Below are 25,107 nucleotides of genomic sequence, written 5' to 3'. Positions count from 1 at the left end.
ATAGGAAAGAAATTGTGCGTATACGCAAAATAACGCGATGTTTCATGACAGTTTTTATCCTTTTTGCGGGATTATTTGCGATTTAATTAGCACCGCTTTGTATAAACCTGTACAATCCGCCGCCAATTGTTCCGCATCAGCGCGTTAAGCATACTTTTTAGCGCCTTAATATTGTTAATGATGCGTTTTGTTTGAGAGAAAATCATGCCAGCTTCTATTGCTAACCTTCGAAATATTGCCATTATTGCCCACGTTGACCACGGAAAGACGACACTTGTTGATAAACTGCTTCAGCAATCCGGTACCCTCCAAAGTAGAGGTGATGCAGAAGAACGCGTAATGGATTCCAACGATATCGAAAAAGAGCGTGGCATTACCATACTAGCTAAAAACACTGCCATCAATTGGAATGACTATCGCATTAATATTGTAGACACACCGGGACACGCCGATTTTGGTGGTGAGGTTGAGCGAGTAATGTCTATGGCCGACTCCGTTTTGTTGCTGGTTGATGCGCAAGAAGGGCCGATGCCGCAAACACGCTTTGTAACGCAAAAAGCATTTGCGCAAGGTTTAAAGCCAATTGTTGTCATTAATAAAATTGATAAGCCGGGTGCTAGACCAGACTGGGTAATGGATCAGGTGTTTGATTTGTTTGATAATCTCGGTGCGACCGATGATCAGTTAGATTTCCAGGTAGTTTATGCATCAGCACTAAATGGTTGGGCCTCATTAGATGCCGATACGCCAAGTGACGATATGACGCCACTGTTTGAAACCATCGTTAAACAGGTTGCTCCACCCGATGCAGACGCTGAAGGCCCATTTCAGATGCAAATTTCGCAACTGGATTACAACAGTTACGTTGGCGTTATTGGTGTCGGACGCATTAAACGCGGCAAAGTTAAGGTCAATCAGCAAGTCACTGTTGCAATGGCGAAAGGCGGTAAGCGCAATGGTAAAATCGGTAAAGTGCTTGGCTATTTAGGACTTGAGCGTCATGATGTTGATGAAGCCTCTGCAGGTGATATTGTTGCGATTACCGGATTAGGCGAACTTAAAATCTCCGATACGGTTTGTGACGTGAACGCAGTAGAGCCATTGCCACCGCTATCGGTTGATGAACCCACGGTTACCATGACCTTTCAGGTCAATACGTCTCCTTTTTCAGGTAAAGAAGGCAAGTTTGTTACGTCGCGAAACATTTTAGAGCGTCTTCAAAACGAGCTTATACACAATGTGGCATTGCGTGTAGAAGAGACAGATGACCCGGATAAGTTTAGAGTGTCAGGCCGCGGTGAACTGCATTTGGGCATTTTGATTGAAAATATGCGTCGTGAAGGTTACGAATTAGCAGTGTCTCGTCCTGAAGTTATTCTCAAGGAAGAAAATGGTCAGTTAATGGAGCCCTTTGAAACGCTTACCATAGATTGTGAAGATGAACATCAGGGCTCGATAATGGAACAACTGGGTCTGCGTAAAGCCGAATTGACCAACATGTCGCCAGATGGACGTGGTCGTGTCCGTATGGATTTTACCATTCCAAGTCGTGGTTTAATTGGCTTTCAGACCGAATTTATGACGCTTACCTCAGGCTCAGGCTTGCTTTATCATACCTTCGATCATTATGGTCCACACAAGGGCGGCAATATCGGTCAGCGTAAAAATGGTGTTCTAATTGCGAATGCACCAGGTAAGGCACTAACTAACGCGCTATTTAACCTGCAAGAGCGTGGCCGACTTTTCATTGGACACGGCGTTGAAGTTTACGAAGGCATGATTATCGGTATTCACAGCCGTGATAATGACCTTACAGTCAACGCACTTAAAGGTAAACAGTTAACTAACGTTCGCGCCTCGGGCACGGATGAGGCGCAAACCTTGGTACCGCCAGTAAGAATGTCTTTAGAGCAGGCGCTTGAGTTTATTGATGATGATGAGTTAGTAGAAGTGACGCCCAAGAGCATTCGTATTCGCAAAAAGCTATTGACTGAAAACGACCGTAAACGCGCGTCCCGCTCAAAAGCGAAAGAAGCTTAATTGCTTGCAAAAAGAAGTTAAATGATTAGCAGCGGCTTTCAATATGAAAGCCGTTTTTTTAACCTTTATTTTTTATAAGGTATTCGCTGACCCGCTTGACGAGGAAAGCCGGAGCAAAGCGCTCAGAATAGTAGACAAACTTCGCTTTTTTCCCGGGAATTATTAGCGACTTTCTTTTTTCCAGGCCATGCATAATTTGCTGGCACGCTTCATCAACATTAAGTGTTCCTGCTATATCTTTCAGTGCTTTTGTCGCGGGATGAATTTTTTTCGCTTCTTCTTGTACCATTGGCGTGTCTATGGTTGGCGGGCAAATGATACTTACATCTATACCTAAAGGTTTTAGCTCTAATTGCAGGGCGCGTCCCAGACCAATCACACCATACTTAGATGCACTGTAAGCTGAATAGCCATATACACCGGTTAAACCCGCCATCGATGCGACCAATGCAAGTTGCCCACCGTTTTCTAGATGAGGCACCAAAGCTGCGACCATATTACGCGTTCCGACTAAATTCACATCAATTTGGCGCTGAAATTCAAAATGGTCAATCTGTAAAAAAGGTTTGGAGACCAGTATACCGGCGCAATGAATACATAAGTCCAATTGACCAAATCGCCGAATGGCGAAATCTACCTGCTGTTTGAGAGTTACCGGTTCGCATATGTCTACATGGATAAATTCGATTTTTTGCTGCATGCTGGCACGTTGCTTGAGCTGATTTTGCAATTCTGCATCAGGTTTTATGTCAAGCAAGAGCAAGCTTGCGCCTTTCGCTAGGTAATGTTCGGCAAGCGCTTTACCTAGGCCGCTAGCGTAACCGGTAATAAAAACTGATAAATTAATAATGCACCTGTAAAATTGGGTCGCTCATGATGTATTGTAAAACAATATTATCGGGCTGTAGAGTTTTTGCATCAAAACTCTTGATAGAAAGTCTTTCATTCACCACTTTATCTGACTGCCTAAAGTGTTAACATAAATACAAATTACCTACTCACTTTTAAATACCATGAACTTTGACGCACGACCTGACCGTAGCAGTACATTTGCCTATAAATGGGAAAAATATAAAAATACCGATATATTGCCCTGTTGGATTGCTGATACTGAGTTTAGATGTGCAGAGCCTATTCTGGAGTCGCTCACAGCACGCGTTGACCACGGCTTACTGGGTTATACTCTTCCTAAACATCATCGTCCTGCTATTGATGCTATTGTAAATTGGTGTAAAAAACGCTACGACTGGGACATCTCGCCAAGTTGGGTGGTGTGGACGCCTGGCGTGGTGCCTGCATTTAATATGGCAACTCGCGCTTTTTCGCAAAATGGTGAAGGTATTATCGTGCAAACGCCTAACTATCCGCCTTTACTTGCCTGCCCCGAAATAAATATGCGTGCGCAGATGTGTGTACCTACTATAAAAGTAGATGGCCGGTGGACGCTCGATTTTGAGGCACTTGAGCGACACGCTGCTAACCCTCAGGCATCACTTTTTATTATGTGTAATCCTATGAATCCAGCAGGAAGCGTGATGCGTCAGGATGAATTGGATAAAGTGGCTGAAATTTGCAACAAACACAATGTGACCGTGTGTAGTGATGAAATCCACTGCGATCTGATATTGGACGACTTACCCCATCTTCCAGCGTCAAAACATCCACAGTTAATGGATAATAGCGTCACCCTGATGGCCGCGAGCAAGACTTTTAATGTAGCTGGTTTGGGAACCTCTTTTGCCATTATCCCTAACACACGCTTAAGAAGTGAATTTGTGCAGGCAGGGGCAGGTATTGTGCCTTGGGTGACAGTACTTGGCCTGGAGGCCACACAAGCAGCATTTACCAAATGCGATAAATGGCATCAGGCACAGTTAAGTTATTTACGCAAAAACCGTGATTATCTCGTTGAACAAATCAACCAAATTGATGGTCTATCTTGCCTCGCGCCGGAAGCTACATTTTTACTCTGGGTCGACGCAAGCGAGTTAAATGTGGACGACACTCAAAAATGGTGTGAATCTCGCAAAGTGGGGCCATCTCCAGGACGCGATTTTGGCGAGCCTGATTTTTTTAGAATTAACTTTGGATGCGCAAAATCATATTTAGAAGAAATTGTAAAAAGACTGCGAGCATAAGGCCTGAATTTCTTCTACAATCCAGTTTAACTTAATAACAATCGTTGTAAGCAAACACTACCCTCAGGGAGGAGGTAACTACATTTAAATATACTAGGAGTTAGCTTGATAGAATTAAGGCAGGCGCTTAATCATGTACTTACATTACTCAAACTCGAAGTCGATTTAGACTTGTGGATGGTCACTCGAGTAGTCGATAACGACTGGATACTGCTATCAACCACGCATAACGCTTATGGGGTCAAAGAAAATGACGTGCTTGAATGGAACAACACCGTGTGTAATCGAATGGTTACGCAGCAAGGGCCAAACATTGTTCCCAATATTGCTGAAGTAGAAGCATTTGCGAACGCGCCCATCACCCAACAACTAAATATTCAGGCTTACGTGGGCTTTCCTTTAAAAAACGATAAGGGTGAGCTTATGGGAACACTGTGTGCAATCGACCCTAAGCAGAAGCCCGATGAGATCAGAAATCAAGCCTCTGTTATTGAAAGCTTCGTCATTATTGTCGAAAGTTTGTTGCAGCGAGATCAGGAAATCTTTCAGCTTAAAGCCAAACTTCACGATTATATGGCTCACGAAAGAGCAGAAAGGGATTTAGGCTTGCCTAATGCACAAGATTTTGTGGAAATTTTAAAGCTGCAAAAAGAACGCGCTTTTCATTCGGGATTACCTATCTCCATTATCATGATTGATTTAAAGAGGTTTCCTGCTGAACATGCGGATCGTGATTTTTCTCTCCAGTGCGCAAAGGATGGTTTAATTTCATTAAAGCGGGAAGAAGATATTTTATGTAAATTGAGCGGCGATACCTTCAGCCTGTTGCTTTTGAATGCAGATAATAAATTTCTTACCGGGCGAGTTGTTGCTATTTTAAAACAGTTTCAGCGAGCTGGCTTTAAGCTCACCGTTGGTGCGCACGTATGCGGGTTGAACGAATCCATTGATGATGCAATCGATAAGGCAAAAACGCGCACCTTCAGTTAGCAATTCACGATGAGATTTATCAATCAAAGCGAATGTGTGGATATGTCAGTTAGAACCAGGCTAGCATTAGTGAAGCACCTGATTTAGTTGGAGATTATCAGCCATTACTTCGACAGGCCAATAGCTTTGAGGCCTATTCCTCTTTTCTAGTTCTTAATTAACTTCAACTTACCGACATTCTGCCGATAAAAAATCTAAATCAAATAGGTGTAGATTTTGCAAAGCTTTGCTAAATCGAATAATTTCCGTTAATCTTTTGACGCGCTATAACACGACACGCTTTGTTCAGTTGGGCAAAACCGAGTTGGACGTGTCATAAAAAATATAAAACGTGTTTAAACATTATTATAGATTGCTAGTTGCTTGCTTGGGGTTACTTGGGACTTTTGTTTGTATTGCAAATGAAAGCGACATAGCTTTGTCTCAGCAAAAAGCAAAAATTACATTGATTATAGACGATGTTGGCGCAAAGCCATCGGATCGGGCTGTGTTTGATTTACCTAAAACCATAACCTTCGCCATATTGCCACACACCGAATATTCGACCGAATTCTCATTTTTGGCTGCAGAGCAAAACCGGGAAGTGATGCTTCATATGCCGATGGAGTCATTAAAGCCCAAGAATCTCGGAAGAGGTCCTTTGTTATCGAATATGTACCCGCAAGAGCTTCAAAATGCCTTGTTAAGTGCGCTAGCTACCGTTCCGCATGCAGTGGGTGTGAATAATCATATGGGAAGTAAATTAACGCAAATGACGTTGCCAATGGAATCTGTGATGGCAGTGCTTGCGAACAACAATATGTTTTTTATCGATAGTAAAACCACTCGTTACAGCAAAGCGGCAAGCATTGCAGAAGAAAACTCGGTGAAAGTCGCAACCCGACATATCTTTTTAGATCATGAGCAGGATTTTGCGTTTTTAGAAAAGCAATTTAATCGCTTGCTTCGCATCGCTCGCAAGTATGGTAAAGCAGTGGGTATTGCCCATCCCTATCCAGTCACTTACGAATTTTTAAAACAGAAAATGCAAAACTTGCCAGACGACATTGAAATCGTTACTGCAAGCGAATACCTTAACGAGACTGAGAAATTTAGGCTAAACCCCCACTTGGCTGCCAATACTCAAGCTGACTTTGACCTTTTACCCTCAAGCTTGACTCACGATAAACCCAATATTGGCAGTACTGCACCGAATTCCTTAGTCGAAGCGATGCCTAATCCACAATAGAGAATGTTAACCAGTGTTTTCAGTTTGTTGAAATTATGCATTGCTGAATCCATCATTGATGTTATACTATTACATCGACTAAATCACTATTGATTAAATTAACTTAGGTCTAGGACATTGCAAGCAAAAACGAGCGAAATAAACGTTGATACAGAATCTGTCGTTTCTCATTCGAAAAATGTTGAAAAAGAGCAATTGCGTGTCAACAATCGAGTGCTGGATAAAATGGGCGTGTGGGTATCAGCCGCTTGCGCTGTTCACTGTTTAGCCTTGCCTTTGCTTTTGCCTATTTTACCGATATTGGCTTCTTCATTTGTTGCGCAAGATTGGTTTGAGCGCAGTATTCTGAGTGTTTCAATCGTTATTGGTTTTGCTGCGCTTTTAGTCGGTTTTAAACAATATCATAGACAAATTTATCCGATATATTCATTGGTGCTTGGCGGATTAATCTACTGGCATAAGGACATTTTTGGTGAAGCTTACGAGCCATTTACCATCGCGATAGGCGCAGGTTTTATCATTGCAGCACATTTAATCAATCTCAGGCTTTGCAAGCAGTGTAAAAGCTGCCATTGATGGCTAACTTCTTTTTATCCGATATTTTTTCGAAGATATTTTAGGGCGCTAACATTTGATGACAGCCCGAGCCCACGCAGGATCATCGGAAAATACGGCGTCTACTCCCATTGCTTTTAATCGTAACAAATCATCTTCACGATTGACCGTATAGCACCAGACATCCAAATAGCGATTGTGCGCGTCTTCTACAAAATCCGCTTCAACAAGCTGTGCATCAATCGCTGCAATATCGGCCCCCAAATGTTGCGCATAAGCTGCATGGTCCATAGGAAGGTGTGCGACAAGCGCTGCAACGCGAATCTGATGATTATAGGGGCTCTGCCTCAAGGCCGACTTAATTGACGCGAGCATAGGATGATTAAACGACGAAACCACGATGTCAATTTGCGTATTTTTAGGCATCGACCCCGTTTCATCCTTAGTTGACTCAATGGAAGTTATCGTCGTTGTTATACATCGGTTCAACGATTCAATAAAGTGCAGTGGCTCATTTATAGCCTTGAGTCCTAAATTAATCGTGACTCGTCCTTGTACGATATCGAATAACTCTTCCATTGACAGGATTGGATGTTTACCCTTAACTTTTAGCGTTTTAATCTGCTTTTCAGATAAATCAGCCAATCGTTCTGTTCGATTGCACAAACGCTCAAGCGTAAAGTCGTGAAATACGTAGAACCCGCCCCCAACCTGATGAATGTCACACTCGATGGCTTTCGCTCCATCTGCGATAGCCTGTTCAAATGCTGGCTGCGTATTTTCGATATGACGGGAACTGTTGCCTCGATGAGCGATAATGAGCATAAAAGTTAAGCCTCGGATTTGTTGCGCTGTCTGTGCGTATTCACGGTTTCATACACTGCTGCAGATATAACCAGAATTCCACCGGCTAAAGTTTGCCAGGTTGGTGACTCGCCTAATAATACTATTGCAAAAACAACGCCATAGAGTGGCTGCATGCAAGCAACCAGTGAAAATGTTTTCGCGCGTAAGTGTTTTAGCGCAGTGGCAACAAGCGCGTGAGGCAAGGCAGTAAACACTGTGCCTAAAAGGAGAAGTAAGAGCGCACTATTGATGTCGAAGGCTTTTTCAACACTGAAGAAATCATCCGATATAAACCAAACCAGGCAAGGACAAATGATGGCTATTTGATAGGCCATTGCTTTCGCACCGCTGTAGTGCGAAAAATACTGTCTGTGCATTAAGTTACGAATGGCGTACAAAAATGCGGAAAACACGCCAATTGCTACTCCCAGAGTGACATCGTTTTCAAGCGATACATCGGGCACAATCATAAAAATGCCAACAAGCACCACAAGCGCACTGACGATATCTTGCCAAACAATAGCTATCTTCTCGAAAAAGGGTTCAAGCAATACTGTGATAACAGGGAATGTGAATAATGCAATAATACCCACAGAAACAGAGGAATATTGCATTGCAGCAAAATAGGTCACCCAATGCACAGCCATTATCATGCCAAGACCCATTGCAATGAAATAGTCTTTGCTCTGATTCAGCCTTAATGATTCTCCGCTAAGTTTTACAAACGCAAATAGAAACAAAAAGGCAGGTAACGAACGTCCAAAAGTAATATCCAGTGCCGAAAGCGGAATAAGTTTTGAAAAAAGCGCGGTTCCACCTAAAAGCATCACCGTAAGGTGAAGGTTTATCAGCGACTTTTTAACTGGATCCATAAGACGCCAGTACTTTGCCCAAACGCGTAATCATTCGTGGAGATAAGTTTTCAAACTCAATCTTGTTGGGCTCAAAACATAAGATGACAGTTGAGCCTAATTTGAAGCGCCCCATCTCTTCTCCTTTTTTCAAGGATATATTGTCGCCATCGTGCTTCCAATGTTGCACATATTTTCCTGCCGGTGGCGTAATTGTGCCTGCCCAAACCGTTTCGATACTTGCAACCACAGTTGCGCCTACCAGCACCATGGCCATTTTGCCGATGGGTGTATCAAATAAAGCGACAACACGCTCGTTACGAGCAAACAATGCCGGCACGTTGTTCGCGGTTAGTGGGTTGACTGAGAATAACTCGCCAGGTACATGCAAGGTATCGCTAAGCGCGCCGTCAATTGGCATATGAATTCGATGATAATCGCGAGGAGCCAGATAAATGGTGGCAAACTTTCCTCCCGTGAAGCATTCCGATAATTCAGGCTTACCACCTAATAGTGTACTTAAGCTATAGTCATGTCCTTTAGCTTGAAAAATTCTATCGCCGTTAATGTCGCCAAATTGACTTACACATCCATCTACAGGGTGGCAAAGCTCGTTTTCATTTGCTTCGATTGGCCTGATACCTTCTTTCAAGGGGCGAGTAAAAAACTCATTAAAGGTACGATAGGCAGATGGGTTTTCAAAATGCGCTTCTTGCATATTTATATCGAACGCTTTAATAAAGCTTTTTATTAAGAACTGCGTGAATACACCAAGGTCTCGCTCAGCAACGGCACCTAAAAAGCGCGAAATGAGGTGTTTTGGCAAAATATATTGGCTTTTTACTTTGAACCAGTCTAACACTGATAAACTCCTATATCTTAGAGCCGCGTATTGTACAGCAAGCGACAAAAATAATAACGCTCCATTCGCTATGAGCCATCATTCTATGGAATAAGGCCTTTTGCATGGGCCGGACGCTGCGTATCTAAACTGTCGATTATCTTCAAATAACTTTGATATCGCTCTTTTTTTATTTCACCTTCTTCAACGGCCTGTGTTATGAGACACCCGGGATCTTCTCGGTGCTTACAGTCTGAAAACTTACATCCGCCCAAATAAGGTCTAAATTCAATAAAACCCTGCGTGATATCATGTGCATCTAAATGCCATAAACCAAATTCCCGTACGCCCGGGGAATCAATCAGCTCTCCACCTTGTTCAAAATGCATTAACTTGGAGGCGGTGGTAGTATGTTGTCCTAAGCCAGAGTTTGATGATACTTCGCCCACTGCCTCATCAGCATCAGGTAATAGCAAGTTAATGATACTTGACTTGCCAACACCACTTTGCCCAACAAAAACACTTACTTTATCAACAAGCACCTTGCTTAAGGCGTCCAATCCTTGAGGCTTTGCGCAGCTAACAAAAATAAGCTGATAGCCTAAGTCTTTATAAATTTGGAGGCTTCTATCTACTTCGGCCTGCTCTTTTTCATCTAACAATTCGACTTTATTTACAACAATAATCGGTGAAATTTGAGCCTGCTCACAAGCAACAAGGTAGCGGTCGATAATGTGTGTTGACAATGCAGGTACAATCGCCGAGACCACAATAATCTGGTCAATGTTGGCTGCAATGGGCTTGACCCCATCATAATAGTCAGGTCGGGTAAGCGTTGATTTTCTATCAAGCACGACTTCAATAATCCCCCTATTCGCAGGATCAACTGATTCACCTGGCCTGAATAAAACATGATCGCCGCACACCACTGAGTCAATGGTGCGCCGAATATGACACTTGTGAAGACTATGATTTTGATCTTCAACCAGAGCATGCTTGCCGTAACGGCTCACCACACGCCCGGCTTGCTGCTGACCCAGATGTTCTGAAACCGAGTCCTCGGCCTGATTACGCATGCGCTTGTTTCGATTCCGAGATACTTGTCGCTGCTGATTTTTTGAAAGCTTTGGTTTTTTTGCCACTCTCTACCCGTTTTTCTCTTAAATTCTGCACACGGCTTATTTTTCTTTTTTTAACACAAAAGCGACTATCGTCAGCTTGCATTGTTAAGCCGTATTGATTCGATTGATTATCCAAGGTCTTCAATTATTTAATAATACTCTGTTGTGGTATAACATGCACTGCAGTTATCGAATTAAAAAAAGGAAGTGACTCATGTCTGTGGATGAGCAAAATTTAGTATGGATTGATATGGAAATGACCGGACTGGATCCAGAAACGTGTGTAGTGCTGGAAATAGCGAGTATTGTTACCGATAAAGAGCTCAATATACTAGCGCAAGGCCCCGTAATTGCTGTGCACCAGAGTGATGAAGTACTCGAGAGTATGGATGCATGGTGCGTAAAAACTCACGGGGAAAGTGGCTTAACTCAGCGCTGCAAGGACTCACCATTTTCTGTTGAAGAGGCTGCTCAGCAAACCCTGGCTTTTCTGAAGGAATACGTGCCTGAAAAAAAATCGCCCATGTGCGGTAATTCCATCGGACAAGATAGACGCTTTATGGTGAAGTACATGCCTGAACTTGAGGCCCACTTTCATTATCGCAATATAGACGTTAGCACCATCAAAGAATTATGTGCTCGCTGGCAGCCAGACATCGTATCAGGCTTTAAGAAAAAGGGAGTTCATCTAGCGCTCGACGACATAAAAGAGTCTATTGAAGAGCTAAAATATTATCGAGAGCAGGTATTTAAGATTTAAGGCTAAACTGCGTCAGATACTCCAAGCGCATCTGCGACGACTCTGTTTCTGCCTTGCGCTTTAGCAAGGTAGAGATGCTCATCTGCCCTTGTTAGCATCCTTTCCAACTTTGCTTGAGGCGCGCTTGTTAGTCCGATACTTACACTGCATCGAATGCTCTTTTTTCGAAATTTAAATACTTTATCGCTCAACAGTTTTCTGAAACTGTCTAATTTTTCAAATGCCTGTTCGGCGTTCATATCGCTTAAAAAGACACAAAACTCTTCTCCGCCAAAACGAGAAAACTGACAATCCGCAAAATGTTTTTTAATTAGTTTGGCGCTTTCTTTTAATACCAAGTCTCCGCAGTCATGACCATATGTATCATTTAGCTGTTTAAAATGATCCAAGTCTAAAAGCGCTAAAGACGCACACGCCGGTTCTCGTCGCAAAATACCACTCACTTTTGAGAAAAAATGTCGCCTGTTAGGAAGCCCGGTTAAATAATCTGTGTTGGCAGTTCTTCTGATGACTTCAATTTGTTCGATATATTCAATATTTTGCAGCACTCGACAAAAAAACTCTTCATGACAATAGGGCTTGCGTAAATAATCGTTCGCGCCACTTTTGATAAAATTAGCCAGCAACGAGGCATTCCCATCGTCACTTGTGCCGATAATACTAAGCTCTTCTTTGCTATACTCAGTTCTAACAGTTGCGACAAAATCAACTCCCTGAGTGCCAGGAAGTTTTTGATCCGTAATGAGCAGTTTGATGTTGCTGTGTTGTTCAAGCAGGGCAAAGGCGCTTTCTGCGTTTCCTGCCTGATAAGCGATAAAGTTGTGTCGGTTGAGTAATTCGCATAAGTGTTGACGACTACGATTGTTACCACCTACCACCAGCACGCCAACCTGCTTGTTTTTCTCCAGGCGAAGGAGTAAGCGTGATAAATACTCATAGATTTGAGCGTTGCTTTTAGGAATATAGTCCACAACCGCTTTACTTAAAATTCGATCCCGTATATCGGTGTCAGTTTGACTCGTGATAACAATAACCGGAACAAAGGATTCGATGGCAAAATCGATGGCTTCGCCATGCGGGGCGTCGGGCAGTTGATAATCGACTACCGCACATAAAAAACTCTCTGGTGTTGAATTTTCGAATATAACCCGAGCTTCGGTCAATGATGTCGCAATCACCACTTCTAAATTTGCTTTTCCTATCACGCGCTTTAGTACGCGAAGGCTTGAACCATCATGCTCGATTAATAAGATTTTATATTTCACTACCTTGCCTTGTTTCCATATTGTTCATCTCTTTAACGCGGATGAATGCGTTTTATGTTGAATAAATAGGCTTTAGCTCATCTTAATTATCGGCATGAAGGCGTATTAACTTACTGAATTTTTAGCAAACACAACAATTTGGAAAAAAACAATAAAAAGTTACTTGCAACCTGGCGGGTTTTTTTTATAATGCGCGTCCAATTTGCGGGAATAGCTCAGTTGGTAGAGCACGACCTTGCCAAGGTCGGGGTCGCGAGTTCGAATCTCGTTTCCCGCTCCAATCTCTTCTGCTTTATCAGTTTTAACAGGCTGATAAACGAACATATCCAAATTTTTACACCTCTTAAAATTCATCACAAAATTCAATTACATAGTTTGTTAATAACTTGTAAGCGCGTATAGATTATCGAACGTAAATGTGGCACATTAACGCTATTGTATGAATTCATGGTCACTACGCTCGCGGATGAAAAAAAACCTCTCTTTAAAAGACGTTTCCAAATTAATTGGTGTGTCCACAGCTACAATTTCAAATGCTTTTAATCGGCCAGATCAACTTTCGGTTGCACTAAGAGAGCGAATTCTAAAAGAGTGTGAGCGTATAGGTTATTCAGGGCCAAGCATGATTGCTCGATCGCTTCGCTCAGGTCAGTCTGATGTTGTGGCGATCATGTTGTCCGACTCACTCACATACAGCTTTTCTGATCCTATGGCTACTGACTTTATGGCCGGCATTACGGAAGTTTTAGCAAAGGCACACAAACAAATATTATTGTTATCTTCTACCATCAAGTCTGATGCACAAATTCGAGCTGAGTCACTTCCCGATGGATTCATTTTTTACGGTGCTCCGGAAGGCGATAGTTTTAAGCGTGTAATTCGTTCTGGCAAGCCGCTAATCGTAGTCGACTTTGATTTTCCAGACGTTCCTTCTGTAAATATTGACAATTTTGAAGCCTGTAAACAGCTTGCATCTCATGCAATTCAAAATGGGATTGACGTGCCCGCCATTATTGGAATGCGCCTCGTTACTGATAATCATGTAAAGCCAATTACTGCCGGCGATTTAGATCACGATAAACAAGAAATTTCATGGCAACGACTGTTTGGCTATTTGGCCGGTGCGCAAGAAAAATCGGCCGATATTTTACCTGAAAACATCATTCACTTGCCCGTGAATGTGCTTGATCAGGCAGAAGAGGGGGCACGCCAGCTTCTCTCAAAGCCCAAACGTCCCAACGTCATTCTGTGCATGTCAGACATAATCGCCATAGCGGTTTGCAAAGTGGCCAGAGAACTGAATTTAAGCGTGCCAGGGGACGTACGTGTCACCGGCTTTGATGACATTGCAGAGGCAGAGAGAAACCAGCCACCGCTTACGACTATAAGTCAGCAAGGATATGAAAAGGGGCAGCTAGCTGCCCGTATGTTGTTAGATAAGTCTGACGAGCGCGTAATGATGGATGCAAAGCTCGTAGTGAGAGAATCAGGATAAAGTATGCAAACTAGCCAAAACCACCAGCCGCTTTCGTTTAAAGAAAAAATAGGTTACGGCCTTGGAGATATGGCCTCTAATTTTTATCTTGGCTTTTTTGGGCTCTATTTGCTCTATTACTATACCGACATTTATGGATTAGCCCCGGCTGCAGTCGGTATTATGCTGCTCATTTCTAAAATTATTGATGCTGTAAGTGACCCTGTTATGGGAGCGATTGCCGACCGCACGCAAACCAGACACGGGAAATACAGACCCTATCTTTTATGGATGGCCGTACCTTATGGCCTGTTAGGATTTGCCATATTTTTTGGGCCCGACTTTTCTCAGACTGGAAAGCTAATATATGCTTATGTGACTTACATCGGCGTTATGTTGATTTTCACTGCGATAAATGTTCCTTATTCTGCGCTCTTGGCCGTTATATCTCCATCTGCCGAGGAGCGAACAAAGGCTACGACCTATCGCCTGGTATGCGCAAGTATCGGTACATTGCTAATTGCGGCTTTTGCAACACCCTTAGCAAAGTTACTTGGCGGCGACGATGACGTGCTTGGGTTTAGACTCACCATGAGTATATTTGCCGTTTTGGCGGTAGGCATATTTTTGTTTACCTTTATGACTACTCGAGAGCGCATTACGCTACCAAAACATGAATCGTCATTAGGTAAAGATATCGGCGATTTGGTGAAAAATATCTCTTGGGTGGTGCTTGCTATAGCTTGTATCTTAATCGTTATAGGTTTGATAGCACGCTTTTCGTCTATTATCTACTACGTTAAATATTATATGCAGGACAGCGGTGAAGCAGTGTTCTGGATATTTGACAGGGTGGCGATTTTTACTTCGTTTGGCATTATTGGGCAGCTTTTCGGTGCCATGATTGCATCGACCCTTGCGCTTTATTTTTCAAAGCACAGCCTGGTTTTATTTATGTGCGTATTGCATGCAGTGCTTTTAGGTATCGGTTTCTTTATTCCGCCAGATATGTACATCACAACGGTATTTTTACACTTTATCGGGATAGGAACCTTTGGCGTAGTGATCACCTTGTTGTTTGCAATGTTTACCGATTGCGCAGAATACGGTGAGTGGAAAACCGGTAAACGCACCTCTGGACTGACGGTTTCCGCTTCGATGTTTGCGCTTAAAGTGGGCTCAGCAGTCGGTGGTGCACTCCCTGCATTTGTACTTGGCTATGTGGGATTTGTAGCAAATGAAGTCCAAACCGATGCTACAATGATGGGCTTACGCGTTATGGCAACCTGGTTGCCAGCCGTGTTATTTGCACTCGGTGGCCTGATGATGCTTTTTTACAAAATAGACAAACACACACTGGCGCAGATTGAAACAGACTTAAAAGTTAAACGAAACTAGAGCAAGCACGCTCATTATGCCTTTCTTTGAACATCTCGCAGCGCCTTTCGTTAATGACGCTGCGAAAGCTTGTTGAGTCAATATTAGCTTTTCAGCACTTTTAACCAAGTAAATTGATAGCTTGAAAGATTTACTCCCTCACTGAGATCCACTGTGCTTTGGGTAATTAAATCGGTTGCGATTGATTGCCCGAGTAAATCAAATGTTTGAGGATGAATACTAAGCGAATGCTCGCTGAAGTTAACGAGGCATAAACAACGCTCCAATTCCGTTTCTCGCAGATAGGCAAAACAATGTTCATTTGGAGCGGGCAGAAAAGACGTGCTGGCGTCGCCGAATATCGGGTGTTTTTGACGAATACTAATTAAAGATTTGAGAGCATCTGTGACCTCAGGGTTGGGCGATTGCTTCAACATGTCATCGGGCACATCTATTCGATTGACCCACCTGACATCATGTTGTTTGCTGGGGTCGTTCTGATAGCCATAGTCATTTATCAAGGCAAGTTCATCTCCAGCATATAGGAGTGGAATTCCGCCTACGCTTAAGATCACACTATGAACAAGTAAAATACGTTTTACTGCCAAATCAATGCCAGCCAAGTCGTTTTCAGCTTGCGCCCGCTCAAGTCCGCATAAGGATGCTAAAGACCCACAAACCCTGCAGTCTCCAGTACTGGGGTTTTCACCAAAGGCAACGCCATTTGCAAAACTGCCAGGGAATCGGCCCGTATAAAACTGATTGAGAAAATAGCGATGATCTTCCCCGTTTATTCCTAATTCGGCCGCAACATCATCGTCGAAAGTCCAGCCAATGTCGTCGTGACATCGCACGTAATTCACCCACGTACAATCATCAGAAATAACACCTGTTTTTTGCATTGATGCGGTTAATAAACGGGTTTTTCGGGTTGCAAGCGAATTCCAGATCAAGGCCATTAATAAAGGATTGTACGAAAGCTGGCATTCATTTTTATCAATATATTTTACGACCTCATCTGGGTGCACAATGGCCTCTGACTTAAACACAACAGCTGGTGCAGTAATCTGAAGGCAACGGTTAAATGCCTGAATGAGCGTATGTGCCTTATCTTGATTTTCACAGTTAGTGCCCATTTCTTTCCAGATGAACGCTAACGCATCGAGCCTGAGCGCATCACATCCAATATTGGCCAAAAATAGCATTTCACTGGTGATTGCATTAAATACTTCAGGGTTACTATAGTTAAGATCCCACTGGAAGCTGTTAAATGTTGTCCATACCCACTTATCGCAAGTCGGTTCGTATGTGAAGTTGCCTCTGCGAACCTGGGGAAAAATTTCACGCAAATGCTGTTCGTACTGATCGGGCACGGTTTTGTCGTCAAACATATAATAATATGCCTGATACTCTTCACTGCCTTGCTTGGCTTTTAATGCCCATTCGTGTTCATTAGAGGTATGGTTGAACACAAAATCCAAAACGATATTAATGCCTTCTTTGTTGAACGCTTTTGTTAAGGCCTCCAAATCTGCCATATTGCCAAGAGCAGGATTTACCGTTCTGTAGTCAGATACCGCATATCCTCCGTCACTATCGCCTTGTGGCGATCGATATAAGGGCATTAGATGAACGTAATTGATCCCCATCGACTTAAAATAAGGCAGGCGCTTTTTAAGTTTTTTTAAGTCACCACCAAACAGGTCAACGTAACACGCGATACCCAGCATCTTCTCACTTTTGTACCAGTGAGGCTGAGCTAATTTTTGCTTATCTTTGGTTTTTAAATGGGCAGGTCGCTCTTTAAATCCCGCTATTAACGTCTGAACGAGCGATTGTATGTGGAAATGAAAATCATACTGCCAGCCGTAGACCTGATAATACAATTCAAAAAGCGCAGCAAAATGCTCGTCCAGGCGAGCTAAAAAAAGCTTTTTATGCGCGGGCGTTAAAGCATCAATATTGGTTTCGTTGCTTTTTAATATTCGTTTAAGTGTCTTAGCGCTTTCAAGCTTAAAATTCATAAAGTCTACCTGTGTGCTAAATAAGGATTTTGATGCGAGAGCAGAGAAATTATGCGCGCCATAATAAATGTGTTTACACAGCATTTACAACTCGCATACATTTTGATATGCTCAATCTTAATCGATTAAGTCGCGTAAGGCAAAGTGATTCTTACGTTTTAATAGGTACTATTTGTTTAGAGAGTGTGACCAAAGAAAAGGTTTAAACTCCATACCGAGATACCTCGTTTTAACAATTGCCCACTCTTGACTTAGTTGATTGTGTTTCCCGTGAAATATGTGTGTTTAGCCGAGCAGATGTCTGCTCGGTTTTTTTCAATTAATGGGGGGGAAATAAAGCCTTTATTCACTAGAGACTCCCAAAAAAAGGTTCTGCATGTATTTTGAAACGCTTCTATTCATGAATTTGTAAAATCTGGAAAAATGAATATGCTTCAAAAGTTGACTTATTTGATATACATTGCGTAAGTCTATAAGCATCTGGCTCCCGCGAGTTTGAAGCTCAGACTCGATGATAAACGATTAACTTCAACTAAGACGATATAATGGCATTTAATTCTATAGCAGCAATAGAGGCCGGTGGCACAAAGTTTATTTGCGCACTATTCGATAATAAACACAATTTACTATGCAAGACGCGGATTGATACCACTACGCCAGCAAATACACTTTCTCAGGTTCTTGCGTTTTACAATGATTTGAAGCAACAAGGTTATACCTTTGACCATTTAGGTTTAGCAAGTTTTGGTCCATTAGATTTAAATCCTTCGTCTCCTACCTTCGGTAATATTACCAAAACACCTAAACCACATTGGTCTGATACACCATTAGCTTCGCATTTAGAAGAGGCTTTAGAGGTTACTGTGCACGTTGATACTGACGTAAATGCGGCTGCACTGGCAGAGGCCAAATGGGGTGCGGGCAAAGGCTGTGACGTTGTTGTATACATCACTATAGGCACCGGCTTTGGTGGCGGTTTAGTGGTCAATGGGCAGACCGTGAAAGGTTTGGTGCATCCTGAAATGGGGCATATGAGGGTTAAAGTTCCAATGGGCGTTAAAGGGCACTGTCCATTTCATGCTGATTGCGTTGAAGGACTGGCCTCGGGTACGTCCATGCAAAAAATTTGGGGACAAAGCGCACAACATCTCGCGCCAGATCATGAAGCATGGGATCTTCAAGCGAATATCGTTGGACAATTCTGTCACAATCTATTGATGACGCTCTCTCCGCAAAGAATAATTCTTGGCGGTGGGGTGATGCAACAATCGTTTTTACTCAAAAAAATCGTTGAACAAACGAACAAGCATGTTAATGGATACCTGTCTTTGCCAGAGAACGTGAGTTTACATGACATCATAGTAGAGCCTGGATTAGGAACTGAGTCAGGCTTAAAGGGTGCGCTTGCACTTGTTGAACACGCGTAAAACAAACGAATTCACTTACTACTAGCAAAAGTTGAAAACAATAGTGAGATAGCGTAGTGTCACTACACGTCTGACCAGTTCACATTTCAACCTTTTAAGTGTAGGTAATCATATGGCTAAATCTAATCCTCTGCGCAAGTTTGCTGAAAAGTGTTTAACTTATCCTCACGGTCTCGCGATGTGGCTACTTACCCTTGTCTTTAGACATAAAGTGAAGTTAGTTGGCACCGCAGGGCTTAAAATCATCGACACTGATCTTAAATCTGCGACATTTTTTCAGAAAAATCGTACGAAGGTGCAAAATCATATTGGCTCAGTGCATGCGGCTGCCATGGCCTTGTTAGCCGAGTCTGCAACGGGTTTCGTTGTTGGAGTGAATCTGCCGGGCGACAAATTGCCACTCATTAAATCCATGAATTTAAAGTACGTAAAACGGTCGAAAGGTGACTTAACAGCGGTTGCCAGCTTAAGCGATGAGCAAATTTCGTTAATGCAGACCCAGGAAAAAGGGGACATTTTGGTCGAAGTGCGTGTGACGGATGAAACCGGCAATGAACCTATTATTTGCGAAATGAACTGGGCTTGGGTTTCAAAATAAACGCAGCACTAGTTTTAGAATCAGTACTAAATTAGGTGTCGCAAACTTTGCATTAAATGCTATTAAAAGGGAATAAAAACACAGGCATATATTACACTTTATTTAAATTGCACATATTAGTTCACTATTTTGTTGACAGCGCCGATATTCGAGAGTACAAACGCAAAAAAATGTAAGGCCTGTTGTTTGTCAAGTTGTAATAAATCTCAGTGGAGCAATGTGACGTGTCTAATTTAACTAAAGAAACCCTGCTAAAGCGAGTATTTAGTGATCCCAAAAACTACCCTTATGGTTTTAGTCGTTCTGGTGATTTTTCAATCGCAGAGAGTAAAGCGCTTAATGAATATGGATGTTTAATTGCGGCATTAGTCGATGGTCAAATCGCACCGAGCGATGATGAAGACAGAGCCTATATTGCGGCTGCCACGGGGCAACAAGAGCCTGGCAATGTTGCGGCGCGCGCCTGGGTAAAATATCAGAAGCGAATTAATCGTCCTAAAACCGGTAGTATCTATGGTACAAGGAAAGCGACCGATACCAGTCGCAGCGATGATGATATGCTTGCAGATGTCGAAGATGGGCTTGATATCGAGCTCGACGACGAATAGCGCACCCAGTCACACTTAAGTGCTTGGCTAGACGTGATAGAGTTAACAGGTTTACTAATAGCCTGTTAGCTCTAAAAACCCTTTTCCGCTATGTGAGCCGCTAATCTCGACGGGGCCCTCATAATACGGAAATATCGAGCGGTTATAAGCCTGCGTTTTTTGCGCGCTCACCTTAAGTTCAAGGTTTAACTTCTTAATTTTGACGAGCCAATCCAGCGGCAAGTCCCGTTCCCCATCATTTCGACGATGTAATTCATCTAAACTGATTTCGTGTGGCAGTAAGGTTTCATAAGCGCCATCTGCAAAAATATAGGTGCCAGTGACGTAGTCTTTCTGATTGTTTAAACGCATTCTAAAAGCCATGAGTTTGTCACCATTATCCAAATGCAAAGACATCCAATCCCAACCCTGCGTTGTTTCGTCCAGCAATGTACTTGTCCATTCATGATCATACCAGGCGCTGCCACTGACGCTTACCTGAACATTATTGACCTCAATATAACCGCTAACTTGAATAAAAGGTTGAGAATAATAATGAGAAGCGTGTTTTCCTTCAGGTGATTTAACGCTGTAACCCGCTTGTCCGTGCAATATATAAGGGCCCTGCGCTTGTAGTTCCAAATTAAGTAACAACGATTCTATTTCCTGGTCATTATCCGTATTGATGGGCACGCTAAGCCTAGCTGGCAAAAGGCTTCCATCAGAGGCTTGTCCTTGCCATTGCCAATTATCCAGTTCCATTCGAAACGCTTGGGTTTGTTCATCAAGACCGACCCTTGCAGTTCCAAGTGCTCCTGGCGCAAAACGCTCCTCAAAAATGTGGAGGGCTTGCGTGTGAACTGATGCATGAGCCATAAATATTTGCCCGTCATCCCATAAAGGGTTTTGCGTGTTTTGTCTGAAGCGAAAAAGTGTCCACTGAACAGCGTAGTCTTGCCCGTCATCACCTTGCAAATTTGCCGTTAAGTACCACCATTCGATGTCGAACGCATCGTGAGATAGATGGTCGTATGGTAGCGTTATCTGATAGTCGGGCGCTGCCTTTTTGCCTTGACCAGACTGTATGCGCAAAGATGATGTGTCATCTTCTGTCTCGCTCAGACTAAGAGCATCACTTTGCTTGTTTTCGCAAGCTATTAATAAAAAAATGCAAACGCTTAAAGATAAGAATCTGGCAAGCACTTTTTTCACCCATGCCCCACATGTCCTTGCAGTGCGATACTTTAATCGAGCCATGAAATCTCCTGTGCCAAACTGCGCCGTGTAGATGTAACAATAGGAATAGCAATCACAAGTAATACGACCATTAGGGAGATAGCGTACAAAGCCAGAATGTTCGTCAAATCAATCACAAGCGGGTAAGTCCAGCTAAAAGCGTGATAATTAATCTGATAAATCAAAATATGGCTGAGTAAAATACCAAATGGAGTAGCGCATATTAGCGCGACAACACACAAGATAAAAAATTGCGGGATTAACACCCTTCTTGTTTGCCATTTTGACAATCCTATACTTCTTAAAAGCATGGTTTGCGCACGGCTGTTATCAAGCAATATGACCATGGTACAGGACAACGACAGCGCAGCCACCAACAGAGTAACCAGATTCAAACCGTCGGTAATCAAAAAGGTTTGGTCAAAGACCTCAATTGAGGTTTTCAACAAAGCATCGCTGGTATAAAGACGCTCTTCAATGTTGACCCCAAGTTCAAACAAGGCAGTGCGGAACGCTTCAACTTGTTCTGTACTGCCGCTTAGTGCAAAAATACTGGCTTGACGATTGTCTTGCGCAAACCGAGAAAGCGGGAGCAGTATCTGACCTTTTGGATTCCCATAATCGTAAATGACACCCGCTACTGTAAACTCAGTCATGTTTTCGCTAAGGGGCGTTTGCCCTAAATTTTCTGGCAATAAGATGGTATCACCTGGGGCTAAGCTCTTACGAATGGCAAGCTGCTGATTGATAATCACAGCATTTTCGTTTTCAAAACGCGTCCATACATCGGCCATAGCATTTTCAAACACCATGCCTTGCTTAAACACTTTGCTCGTTGGGTAGCTAAATACATCGATAGCATTGCCATTTAAATTGTATTGCTGCTCAAAGCGTGCCTGTAAGTCGACGTCACTTTGTCTGGCAAGCGACCCCAATTGAGCATTGATTTCAGCGTCACTTGAATATAAGTAATAATCGGCGACCAAGCGTTGCTCCAGCCAGGATTGCGTGCTGGCGCGAAAACTATCTACCATTAGATTCATGCCAATGTTGCTTGTTACCGCAATAAAAAAAGCACAGCTTGCAATTTTTGTATAGGCAGATAAATCAATGGCATTCGCTAAGCCTAATTTCAACATCTTAAATCGCCATGAGACAATGCGATGAATGGCTTTCAGGATGAAAGGAAACAAACCAATTAAAAAACAGCAACCGGCCAGAATGACCATTGCCGTTGCAAAAAGTAATGTGCTTAAGTGTTGAGAAAAGTAAAACGTAAGCCAGGCCGCCAGACCTAAAATGATACCTGCAAAAATAGCTTTGATATAACTATATTTCTCGCCCTCTTTGAGTTTAAGCTGTGTCAAATCTTCGCTCAAGCGCTTAAAAGAAAAGCTAAGCGCGCCCAGCACGCCAAAAAGAGTAATCAGAAACACTAGCCCAAAGAGTCTCAAAAGTGGCGTATCCGTAAAGCCAACATTTACCTGATATAAGCCTTCAACAATAGAACGTATAGTGGGCGAGGCGAGCACTGCTAACTGTTCCCCTGATAACACGCCAAAAAAGCTTGCAACTAATGCAAATAGACTTAATTCCATGCACAGTAGCTGCAAAATGCGAGTCTTGCTTACTCCTAATTGTCTCAGGATTTTAAGCATACTCATGCGTTTGTGAATGAGAAGATTACTGGCGTTTAGCACAATAAATAAGCATACGGCAAACATTAAGAGTGCCATTGCGCTTAGATTCAGGTGAAAACTTTGCGTGAGTTCTGCGCCACTCTCTTGGGCTTTAGTTTGCTCAAGACTTAGCTTATTCCCAAGACGCGTCTCAAGTTTTCGTTGAATCAACTCGACTTGATTGTCATTTAAGTAGGGTATCAGGATTCGATTGAAACGTGCTATTTCCCGATTAAGCGCGTCTTTTCCTGCATTATCTGCTGGAAACACCGCAGAACTCTCATTTTTAATCAAATTAAAGTAGTCAGAGATATTTAGAATAACATCATTGCCTAAACCCGCTATTTCCAAGGTGCTTATTTGAGGAAGACGCTTAAGGCCAGCGCTATCGCTATAAACGGCTTCACCATTTAACAGGCTTAACTCTGTAGCATACTTTGGATGCATAAAAGAGCGACTTGCTCCTATGTTTATATCGTCAGCAAATACTTCTGTGATGGCGTTAAGCGACTGCTGTTCGTATTCCTGTTTTGATGCCTGCCTCACATTGCCTTTTTGAATGTGAATGGATTGCATTGCTGATAAAAAATCAATACCGATAATTCGGCTTCTTTGCGCCGTTATCTGTGTCAATGCCTCATCGTCTGTAGCCGTTTTTGACACATAAAGATGACTGAAATGTTCGGCAACGCCGATTGCTTGTGATAAGCCCAACTGCTTAATGAGTTTGTACTGCTCAAGACTAATACCATCGCGTTCATTTTTGGGCACAATTTGATAACTTGACTGAATGATTGCGCCAGTGCTATTTCCGCTAAAGCTCTGTTTAGCTGCTTTGTTGATAATAAGCACTGCAGATAATCCCGCACATGCAATTAACAAAGAGAGGATGACCATCAGTATGCTAAACCAGGTCTTGGCATATGATGACAAAAGCACTGAAAATAGTGTGCGCATCACTTAGCAATCCTGACTAACACTCAATTAGCCTTTTGTGTTCTATTCGCATTTTTATCTGCGCCAGGTTAGCAACGGCATCAGAATGGGTAACCAGCACCAGGCTTGCTTTTGAAGCATAACAGGTATCATATAATAGCTTGGCCACACGCTTAGATGTATCTTCATCCAGATTGCCGGTGGGTTCGTCAGCAAGTACTAACTCAGGTTTGTGTGCAAGTGCTCTGGCAATGGCAACGCGCTGTTGCTCGCCGCCCGACAATTGGTTTGGTCGTTTATTAAGATGCTTTTCGATACCAAGCGCCTCCACAAGCATTTTTATGTGAGGTTTATCTGTTTGATGATTCAGTCGGCAGGGTAATAAAATGTTGTCTTCAACGCTGATGCTATCAATTAAATTGTAGCGCTGGAAAATAATGCCTATTCTCGATTGTCGATACCTATCTTTTTGAGCTTCATTAAACAAAGTCAGGTCACTTGGAAACGATTCTCCTTGTGACTGGATGAGCACCTGACCTGAATCAGGCTTATCAAGTGCAGCAATGATGTGCAGAAGTGTGGATTTACCGCAACCAGATGCTCCCTGAATAGAAAGGCTTTGCTGAGCGTTCACTTGTAAATTTATATCGTGTAAAACGTCGGTTTGATATTCACCGCTTCGATAGGATTTGCGTAAATCGATAACCTTAAGCAAAAGACTGACTCTCAAATGGTAAGCTTGTTTGTACACACGAAGTTTATCAAACTAAGTTTAGCCTTGATTATCAATACACTGCGCGGTATCGTTGCTCACATGTCGGGGTGCCGATTCAGTTTCTGTTTTAGCATAACTTATTAAAGGCAAGCGTTGCGAACCAATAGCTATACATAAGCTGAACCCAAAGAATAAAAACGATAACTTAGAGGATCAAGTTCTTTCGTTCGCCGACTTCATAATAATAACTATCACCTAGCGACAAAATGAATTTTAGAATACTTTATTCAAAAGTGGCTTTAATATTGCTTGAATTAGTCTATACATCCTAATTTTTCCCTATATTGGGATAGGTGTTTCACTTTTTCTGGTTTTTATGTTTTTCCTTTTCGTTTGAGCAGGTATAGTGCGTGCCAGGC

Annotated in this window: 21 protein-coding genes and 1 tRNA gene; 12 read left to right on the top strand and 10 right to left on the bottom strand. The window is 42.6% G+C overall.

What is annotated here, in order from left to right; all coding sequences use genetic code 11:
- Positions 1 to 204 precede the first annotated feature (204 nt).
- On the top strand, positions 205 to 2,040 hold the full coding sequence (typA, locus tag D6V41_RS06145) for a translational GTPase TypA (RefSeq protein WP_136250586.1): 1,836 nt from the start codon (positions 205 to 207) through the stop codon (positions 2,038 to 2,040).
- A 58-nt stretch (positions 2,041 to 2,098) separates the two neighbouring features.
- Here typA and D6V41_RS06140 read toward each other — a convergent pair whose 3' ends face one another.
- Complete coding sequence (locus tag D6V41_RS06140) at positions 2,099 to 2,869, bottom strand: SDR family NAD(P)-dependent oxidoreductase (protein ID WP_241664445.1); 771 nt, start codon at positions 2,867 to 2,869, stop codon at positions 2,099 to 2,101.
- 184 nt (positions 2,870 to 3,053) lie between these two features.
- On the opposite strand from D6V41_RS06140, the gene D6V41_RS06135 reads away from it, so the two are divergent.
- The 4 genes from D6V41_RS06135 to D6V41_RS06120 all read left to right on the top strand — a co-directional run bounded on the left by D6V41_RS06135 (position 3,054) and on the right by D6V41_RS06120 (position 6,972).
- Entirely contained in the window at positions 3,054 to 4,178 is a 1,125-nt protein-coding gene (locus D6V41_RS06135; protein WP_136250584.1) for a MalY/PatB family protein, read from the top strand.
- Positions 4,179 to 4,283: 105 nt separating this feature from the next.
- Complete coding sequence (locus D6V41_RS06130) at positions 4,284 to 5,168, top strand: sensor domain-containing diguanylate cyclase (protein ID WP_136250583.1); 885 nt, start codon at positions 4,284 to 4,286, stop codon at positions 5,166 to 5,168.
- 418 nt (positions 5,169 to 5,586) lie between these two features.
- Positions 5,587 to 6,396 (top strand): divergent polysaccharide deacetylase family protein, encoded by an 810-nt coding sequence (locus tag D6V41_RS06125; protein WP_168710972.1) that lies wholly within the window; start codon positions 5,587 to 5,589, stop codon positions 6,394 to 6,396.
- 225 nt (positions 6,397 to 6,621) lie between these two features.
- On the top strand, positions 6,622 to 6,972 hold the full coding sequence (locus D6V41_RS06120) for a MerC domain-containing protein (protein ID WP_136250663.1): 351 nt from the start codon (positions 6,622 to 6,624) through the stop codon (positions 6,970 to 6,972).
- A 48-nt stretch (positions 6,973 to 7,020) separates the two neighbouring features.
- On the opposite strand, the gene D6V41_RS06115 is transcribed toward D6V41_RS06120, so the two are convergent.
- The 4 genes from D6V41_RS06115 to rsgA all read right to left on the bottom strand — a co-directional run bounded on the left by D6V41_RS06115 (position 7,021) and on the right by rsgA (position 10,631).
- Positions 7,021 to 7,776: a glycerophosphodiester phosphodiesterase gene (locus tag D6V41_RS06115; protein WP_136250581.1), complete on the bottom strand. Its 756-nt coding sequence runs from the start codon at positions 7,774 to 7,776 to the stop codon at positions 7,021 to 7,023.
- A gap of 5 nt (positions 7,777 to 7,781) precedes the next feature.
- The gene (locus D6V41_RS06110; RefSeq protein WP_136250580.1) at positions 7,782 to 8,669 is read right to left on the bottom strand and encodes a DMT family transporter; all 888 of its coding nucleotides are present in this window, start codon (positions 8,667 to 8,669) and stop codon (positions 7,782 to 7,784) included.
- The gene (asd, locus tag D6V41_RS06105; protein ID WP_136250579.1) at positions 8,656 to 9,510 is read right to left on the bottom strand and encodes an archaetidylserine decarboxylase; all 855 of its coding nucleotides are present in this window, start codon (positions 9,508 to 9,510) and stop codon (positions 8,656 to 8,658) included. The genes D6V41_RS06110 and asd overlap by 14 nt, the downstream gene beginning before the upstream one ends.
- Before the next feature lie 83 nt (positions 9,511 to 9,593).
- A complete protein-coding gene (rsgA, locus tag D6V41_RS06100; protein WP_136250578.1) occupies positions 9,594 to 10,631 on the bottom strand; it encodes a small ribosomal subunit biogenesis GTPase RsgA in 1,038 nt (345 codons plus the stop codon).
- 193 nt (positions 10,632 to 10,824) lie between these two features.
- Between rsgA and orn the strand changes: the two genes are divergently transcribed.
- Positions 10,825 to 11,370 (top strand): oligoribonuclease, encoded by a 546-nt coding sequence (gene orn, locus D6V41_RS06095; protein ID WP_136250577.1) that lies wholly within the window; start codon positions 10,825 to 10,827, stop codon positions 11,368 to 11,370.
- 2 nt (positions 11,371 to 11,372) lie between these two features.
- Here the strand turns inward: orn and D6V41_RS06090 are convergent, their stop codons facing one another.
- Positions 11,373 to 12,635 carry a diguanylate cyclase gene (locus D6V41_RS06090; RefSeq protein WP_136250576.1) on the bottom strand — a complete coding sequence of 421 codons (1,263 nt, stop codon included), beginning with the start codon at positions 12,633 to 12,635 and terminating at the stop codon, positions 11,373 to 11,375.
- 204 nt (positions 12,636 to 12,839) lie between these two features.
- Here D6V41_RS06090 and D6V41_RS06085 point away from each other — a divergent pair.
- From D6V41_RS06085 to D6V41_RS06075, 3 genes are all read left to right on the top strand, one after another.
- Positions 12,840 to 12,915 (top strand) — tRNA-Gly (locus D6V41_RS06085).
- 186 nt (positions 12,916 to 13,101) lie between these two features.
- A complete protein-coding gene (locus tag D6V41_RS06080; protein WP_136250575.1) occupies positions 13,102 to 14,130 on the top strand; it encodes a LacI family DNA-binding transcriptional regulator in 1,029 nt (342 codons plus the stop codon).
- 3 nt (positions 14,131 to 14,133) lie between these two features.
- Entirely contained in the window at positions 14,134 to 15,507 is a 1,374-nt protein-coding gene (locus D6V41_RS06075; protein ID WP_136250574.1) for an MFS transporter, read from the top strand.
- 83 nt (positions 15,508 to 15,590) lie between these two features.
- Here the strand turns inward: D6V41_RS06075 and D6V41_RS06070 are convergent, their stop codons facing one another.
- On the bottom strand, positions 15,591 to 17,510 hold the full coding sequence (locus D6V41_RS06070) for an alpha-amylase family glycosyl hydrolase (RefSeq protein ID WP_136250573.1): 1,920 nt from the start codon (positions 17,508 to 17,510) through the stop codon (positions 15,591 to 15,593).
- A gap of 545 nt (positions 17,511 to 18,055) precedes the next feature.
- Here D6V41_RS06070 and D6V41_RS06065 point away from each other — a divergent pair.
- The 3 genes from D6V41_RS06065 to D6V41_RS06055 all read left to right on the top strand — a co-directional run bounded on the left by D6V41_RS06065 (position 18,056) and on the right by D6V41_RS06055 (position 20,143).
- Positions 18,056 to 18,937 (top strand): ROK family protein, encoded by an 882-nt coding sequence (locus tag D6V41_RS06065; RefSeq protein WP_136250572.1) that lies wholly within the window; start codon positions 18,056 to 18,058, stop codon positions 18,935 to 18,937.
- A gap of 112 nt (positions 18,938 to 19,049) precedes the next feature.
- A complete protein-coding gene (locus D6V41_RS06060) occupies positions 19,050 to 19,535 on the top strand; it encodes a DUF4442 domain-containing protein (protein WP_136250571.1) in 486 nt (161 codons plus the stop codon).
- A 224-nt stretch (positions 19,536 to 19,759) separates the two neighbouring features.
- Positions 19,760 to 20,143: a MaoP family protein gene (locus D6V41_RS06055; protein ID WP_136250570.1), complete on the top strand. Its 384-nt coding sequence runs from the start codon at positions 19,760 to 19,762 to the stop codon at positions 20,141 to 20,143.
- A 54-nt stretch (positions 20,144 to 20,197) separates the two neighbouring features.
- Here D6V41_RS06055 and D6V41_RS06050 read toward each other — a convergent pair whose 3' ends face one another.
- Genes D6V41_RS06050 through D6V41_RS06040 form a run of 3 tightly spaced genes read right to left on the bottom strand, consistent with a single transcriptional unit; the run spans position 20,198 to position 24,688 of the window.
- Positions 20,198 to 21,379, bottom strand: coding sequence for a lipocalin-like domain-containing protein (locus D6V41_RS06050; RefSeq protein ID WP_136250569.1), 1,182 nt, complete (start codon positions 21,377 to 21,379; stop codon positions 20,198 to 20,200).
- Positions 21,367 to 23,994 (bottom strand): ABC transporter permease, encoded by a 2,628-nt coding sequence (locus tag D6V41_RS06045; protein ID WP_136250568.1) that lies wholly within the window; start codon positions 23,992 to 23,994, stop codon positions 21,367 to 21,369. Before D6V41_RS06045 ends, D6V41_RS06050 begins: the two co-directional genes overlap by 13 nt.
- A 16-nt stretch (positions 23,995 to 24,010) precedes the next feature.
- On the bottom strand, positions 24,011 to 24,688 hold the full coding sequence (locus tag D6V41_RS06040; protein ID WP_136250567.1) for an ABC transporter ATP-binding protein: 678 nt from the start codon (positions 24,686 to 24,688) through the stop codon (positions 24,011 to 24,013).
- Positions 24,689 to 25,107 lie beyond the last annotated feature (419 nt).

The organism is Ningiella ruwaisensis, assembly GCF_004798935.1.
Lineage (GTDB): Bacteria > Pseudomonadota > Gammaproteobacteria > Enterobacterales > Alteromonadaceae > Glaciecola > Glaciecola ruwaisensis.
This window is presented reverse-complemented; position numbering and strand designations above follow the sequence as displayed.

Excerpts from the sequence above, each read along its gene's own strand:
- D6V41_RS06115 (WP_136250581.1), bottom strand. The coding sequence starts at position 7,776 with ATGCTCATTATCGCTCATCGAGGCAACAGTTCCCGTCATATCGAAAAT.
- D6V41_RS06070 (WP_136250573.1), bottom strand. The coding sequence starts at position 17,510 with ATGAATTTTAAGCTTGAAAGCGCTAAGACACTTAAACGAATATTAAAA.
- D6V41_RS06050 (WP_136250569.1), bottom strand. The coding sequence starts at position 21,379 with ATGGCTCGATTAAAGTATCGCACTGCAAGGACATGTGGGGCATGGGTG.
- D6V41_RS06120 (WP_136250663.1), top strand. The coding sequence starts at position 6,622 with ATGGGCGTGTGGGTATCAGCCGCTTGCGCTGTTCACTGTTTAGCCTTG.
- D6V41_RS06060 (WP_136250571.1), top strand. The coding sequence starts at position 19,050 with ATGGCTAAATCTAATCCTCTGCGCAAGTTTGCTGAAAAGTGTTTAACT.
- D6V41_RS06075 (WP_136250574.1), top strand. The coding sequence starts at position 14,134 with ATGCAAACTAGCCAAAACCACCAGCCGCTTTCGTTTAAAGAAAAAATA.
- D6V41_RS06080 (WP_136250575.1), top strand. The coding sequence starts at position 13,102 with ATGAAAAAAAACCTCTCTTTAAAAGACGTTTCCAAATTAATTGGTGTG.
- D6V41_RS06110 (WP_136250580.1), bottom strand. The coding sequence starts at position 8,669 with ATGGATCCAGTTAAAAAGTCGCTGATAAACCTTCACCTTACGGTGATG.
- D6V41_RS06045 (WP_136250568.1), bottom strand. The coding sequence starts at position 23,994 with ATGCGCACACTATTTTCAGTGCTTTTGTCATCATATGCCAAGACCTGG.
- D6V41_RS06135 (WP_136250584.1), top strand. The coding sequence starts at position 3,054 with ATGAACTTTGACGCACGACCTGACCGTAGCAGTACATTTGCCTATAAA.
- D6V41_RS06065 (WP_136250572.1), top strand. The coding sequence starts at position 18,056 with ATGGCATTTAATTCTATAGCAGCAATAGAGGCCGGTGGCACAAAGTTT.
- typA (WP_136250586.1), top strand. The coding sequence starts at position 205 with ATGCCAGCTTCTATTGCTAACCTTCGAAATATTGCCATTATTGCCCAC.
- orn (WP_136250577.1), top strand. The coding sequence starts at position 10,825 with ATGTCTGTGGATGAGCAAAATTTAGTATGGATTGATATGGAAATGACC.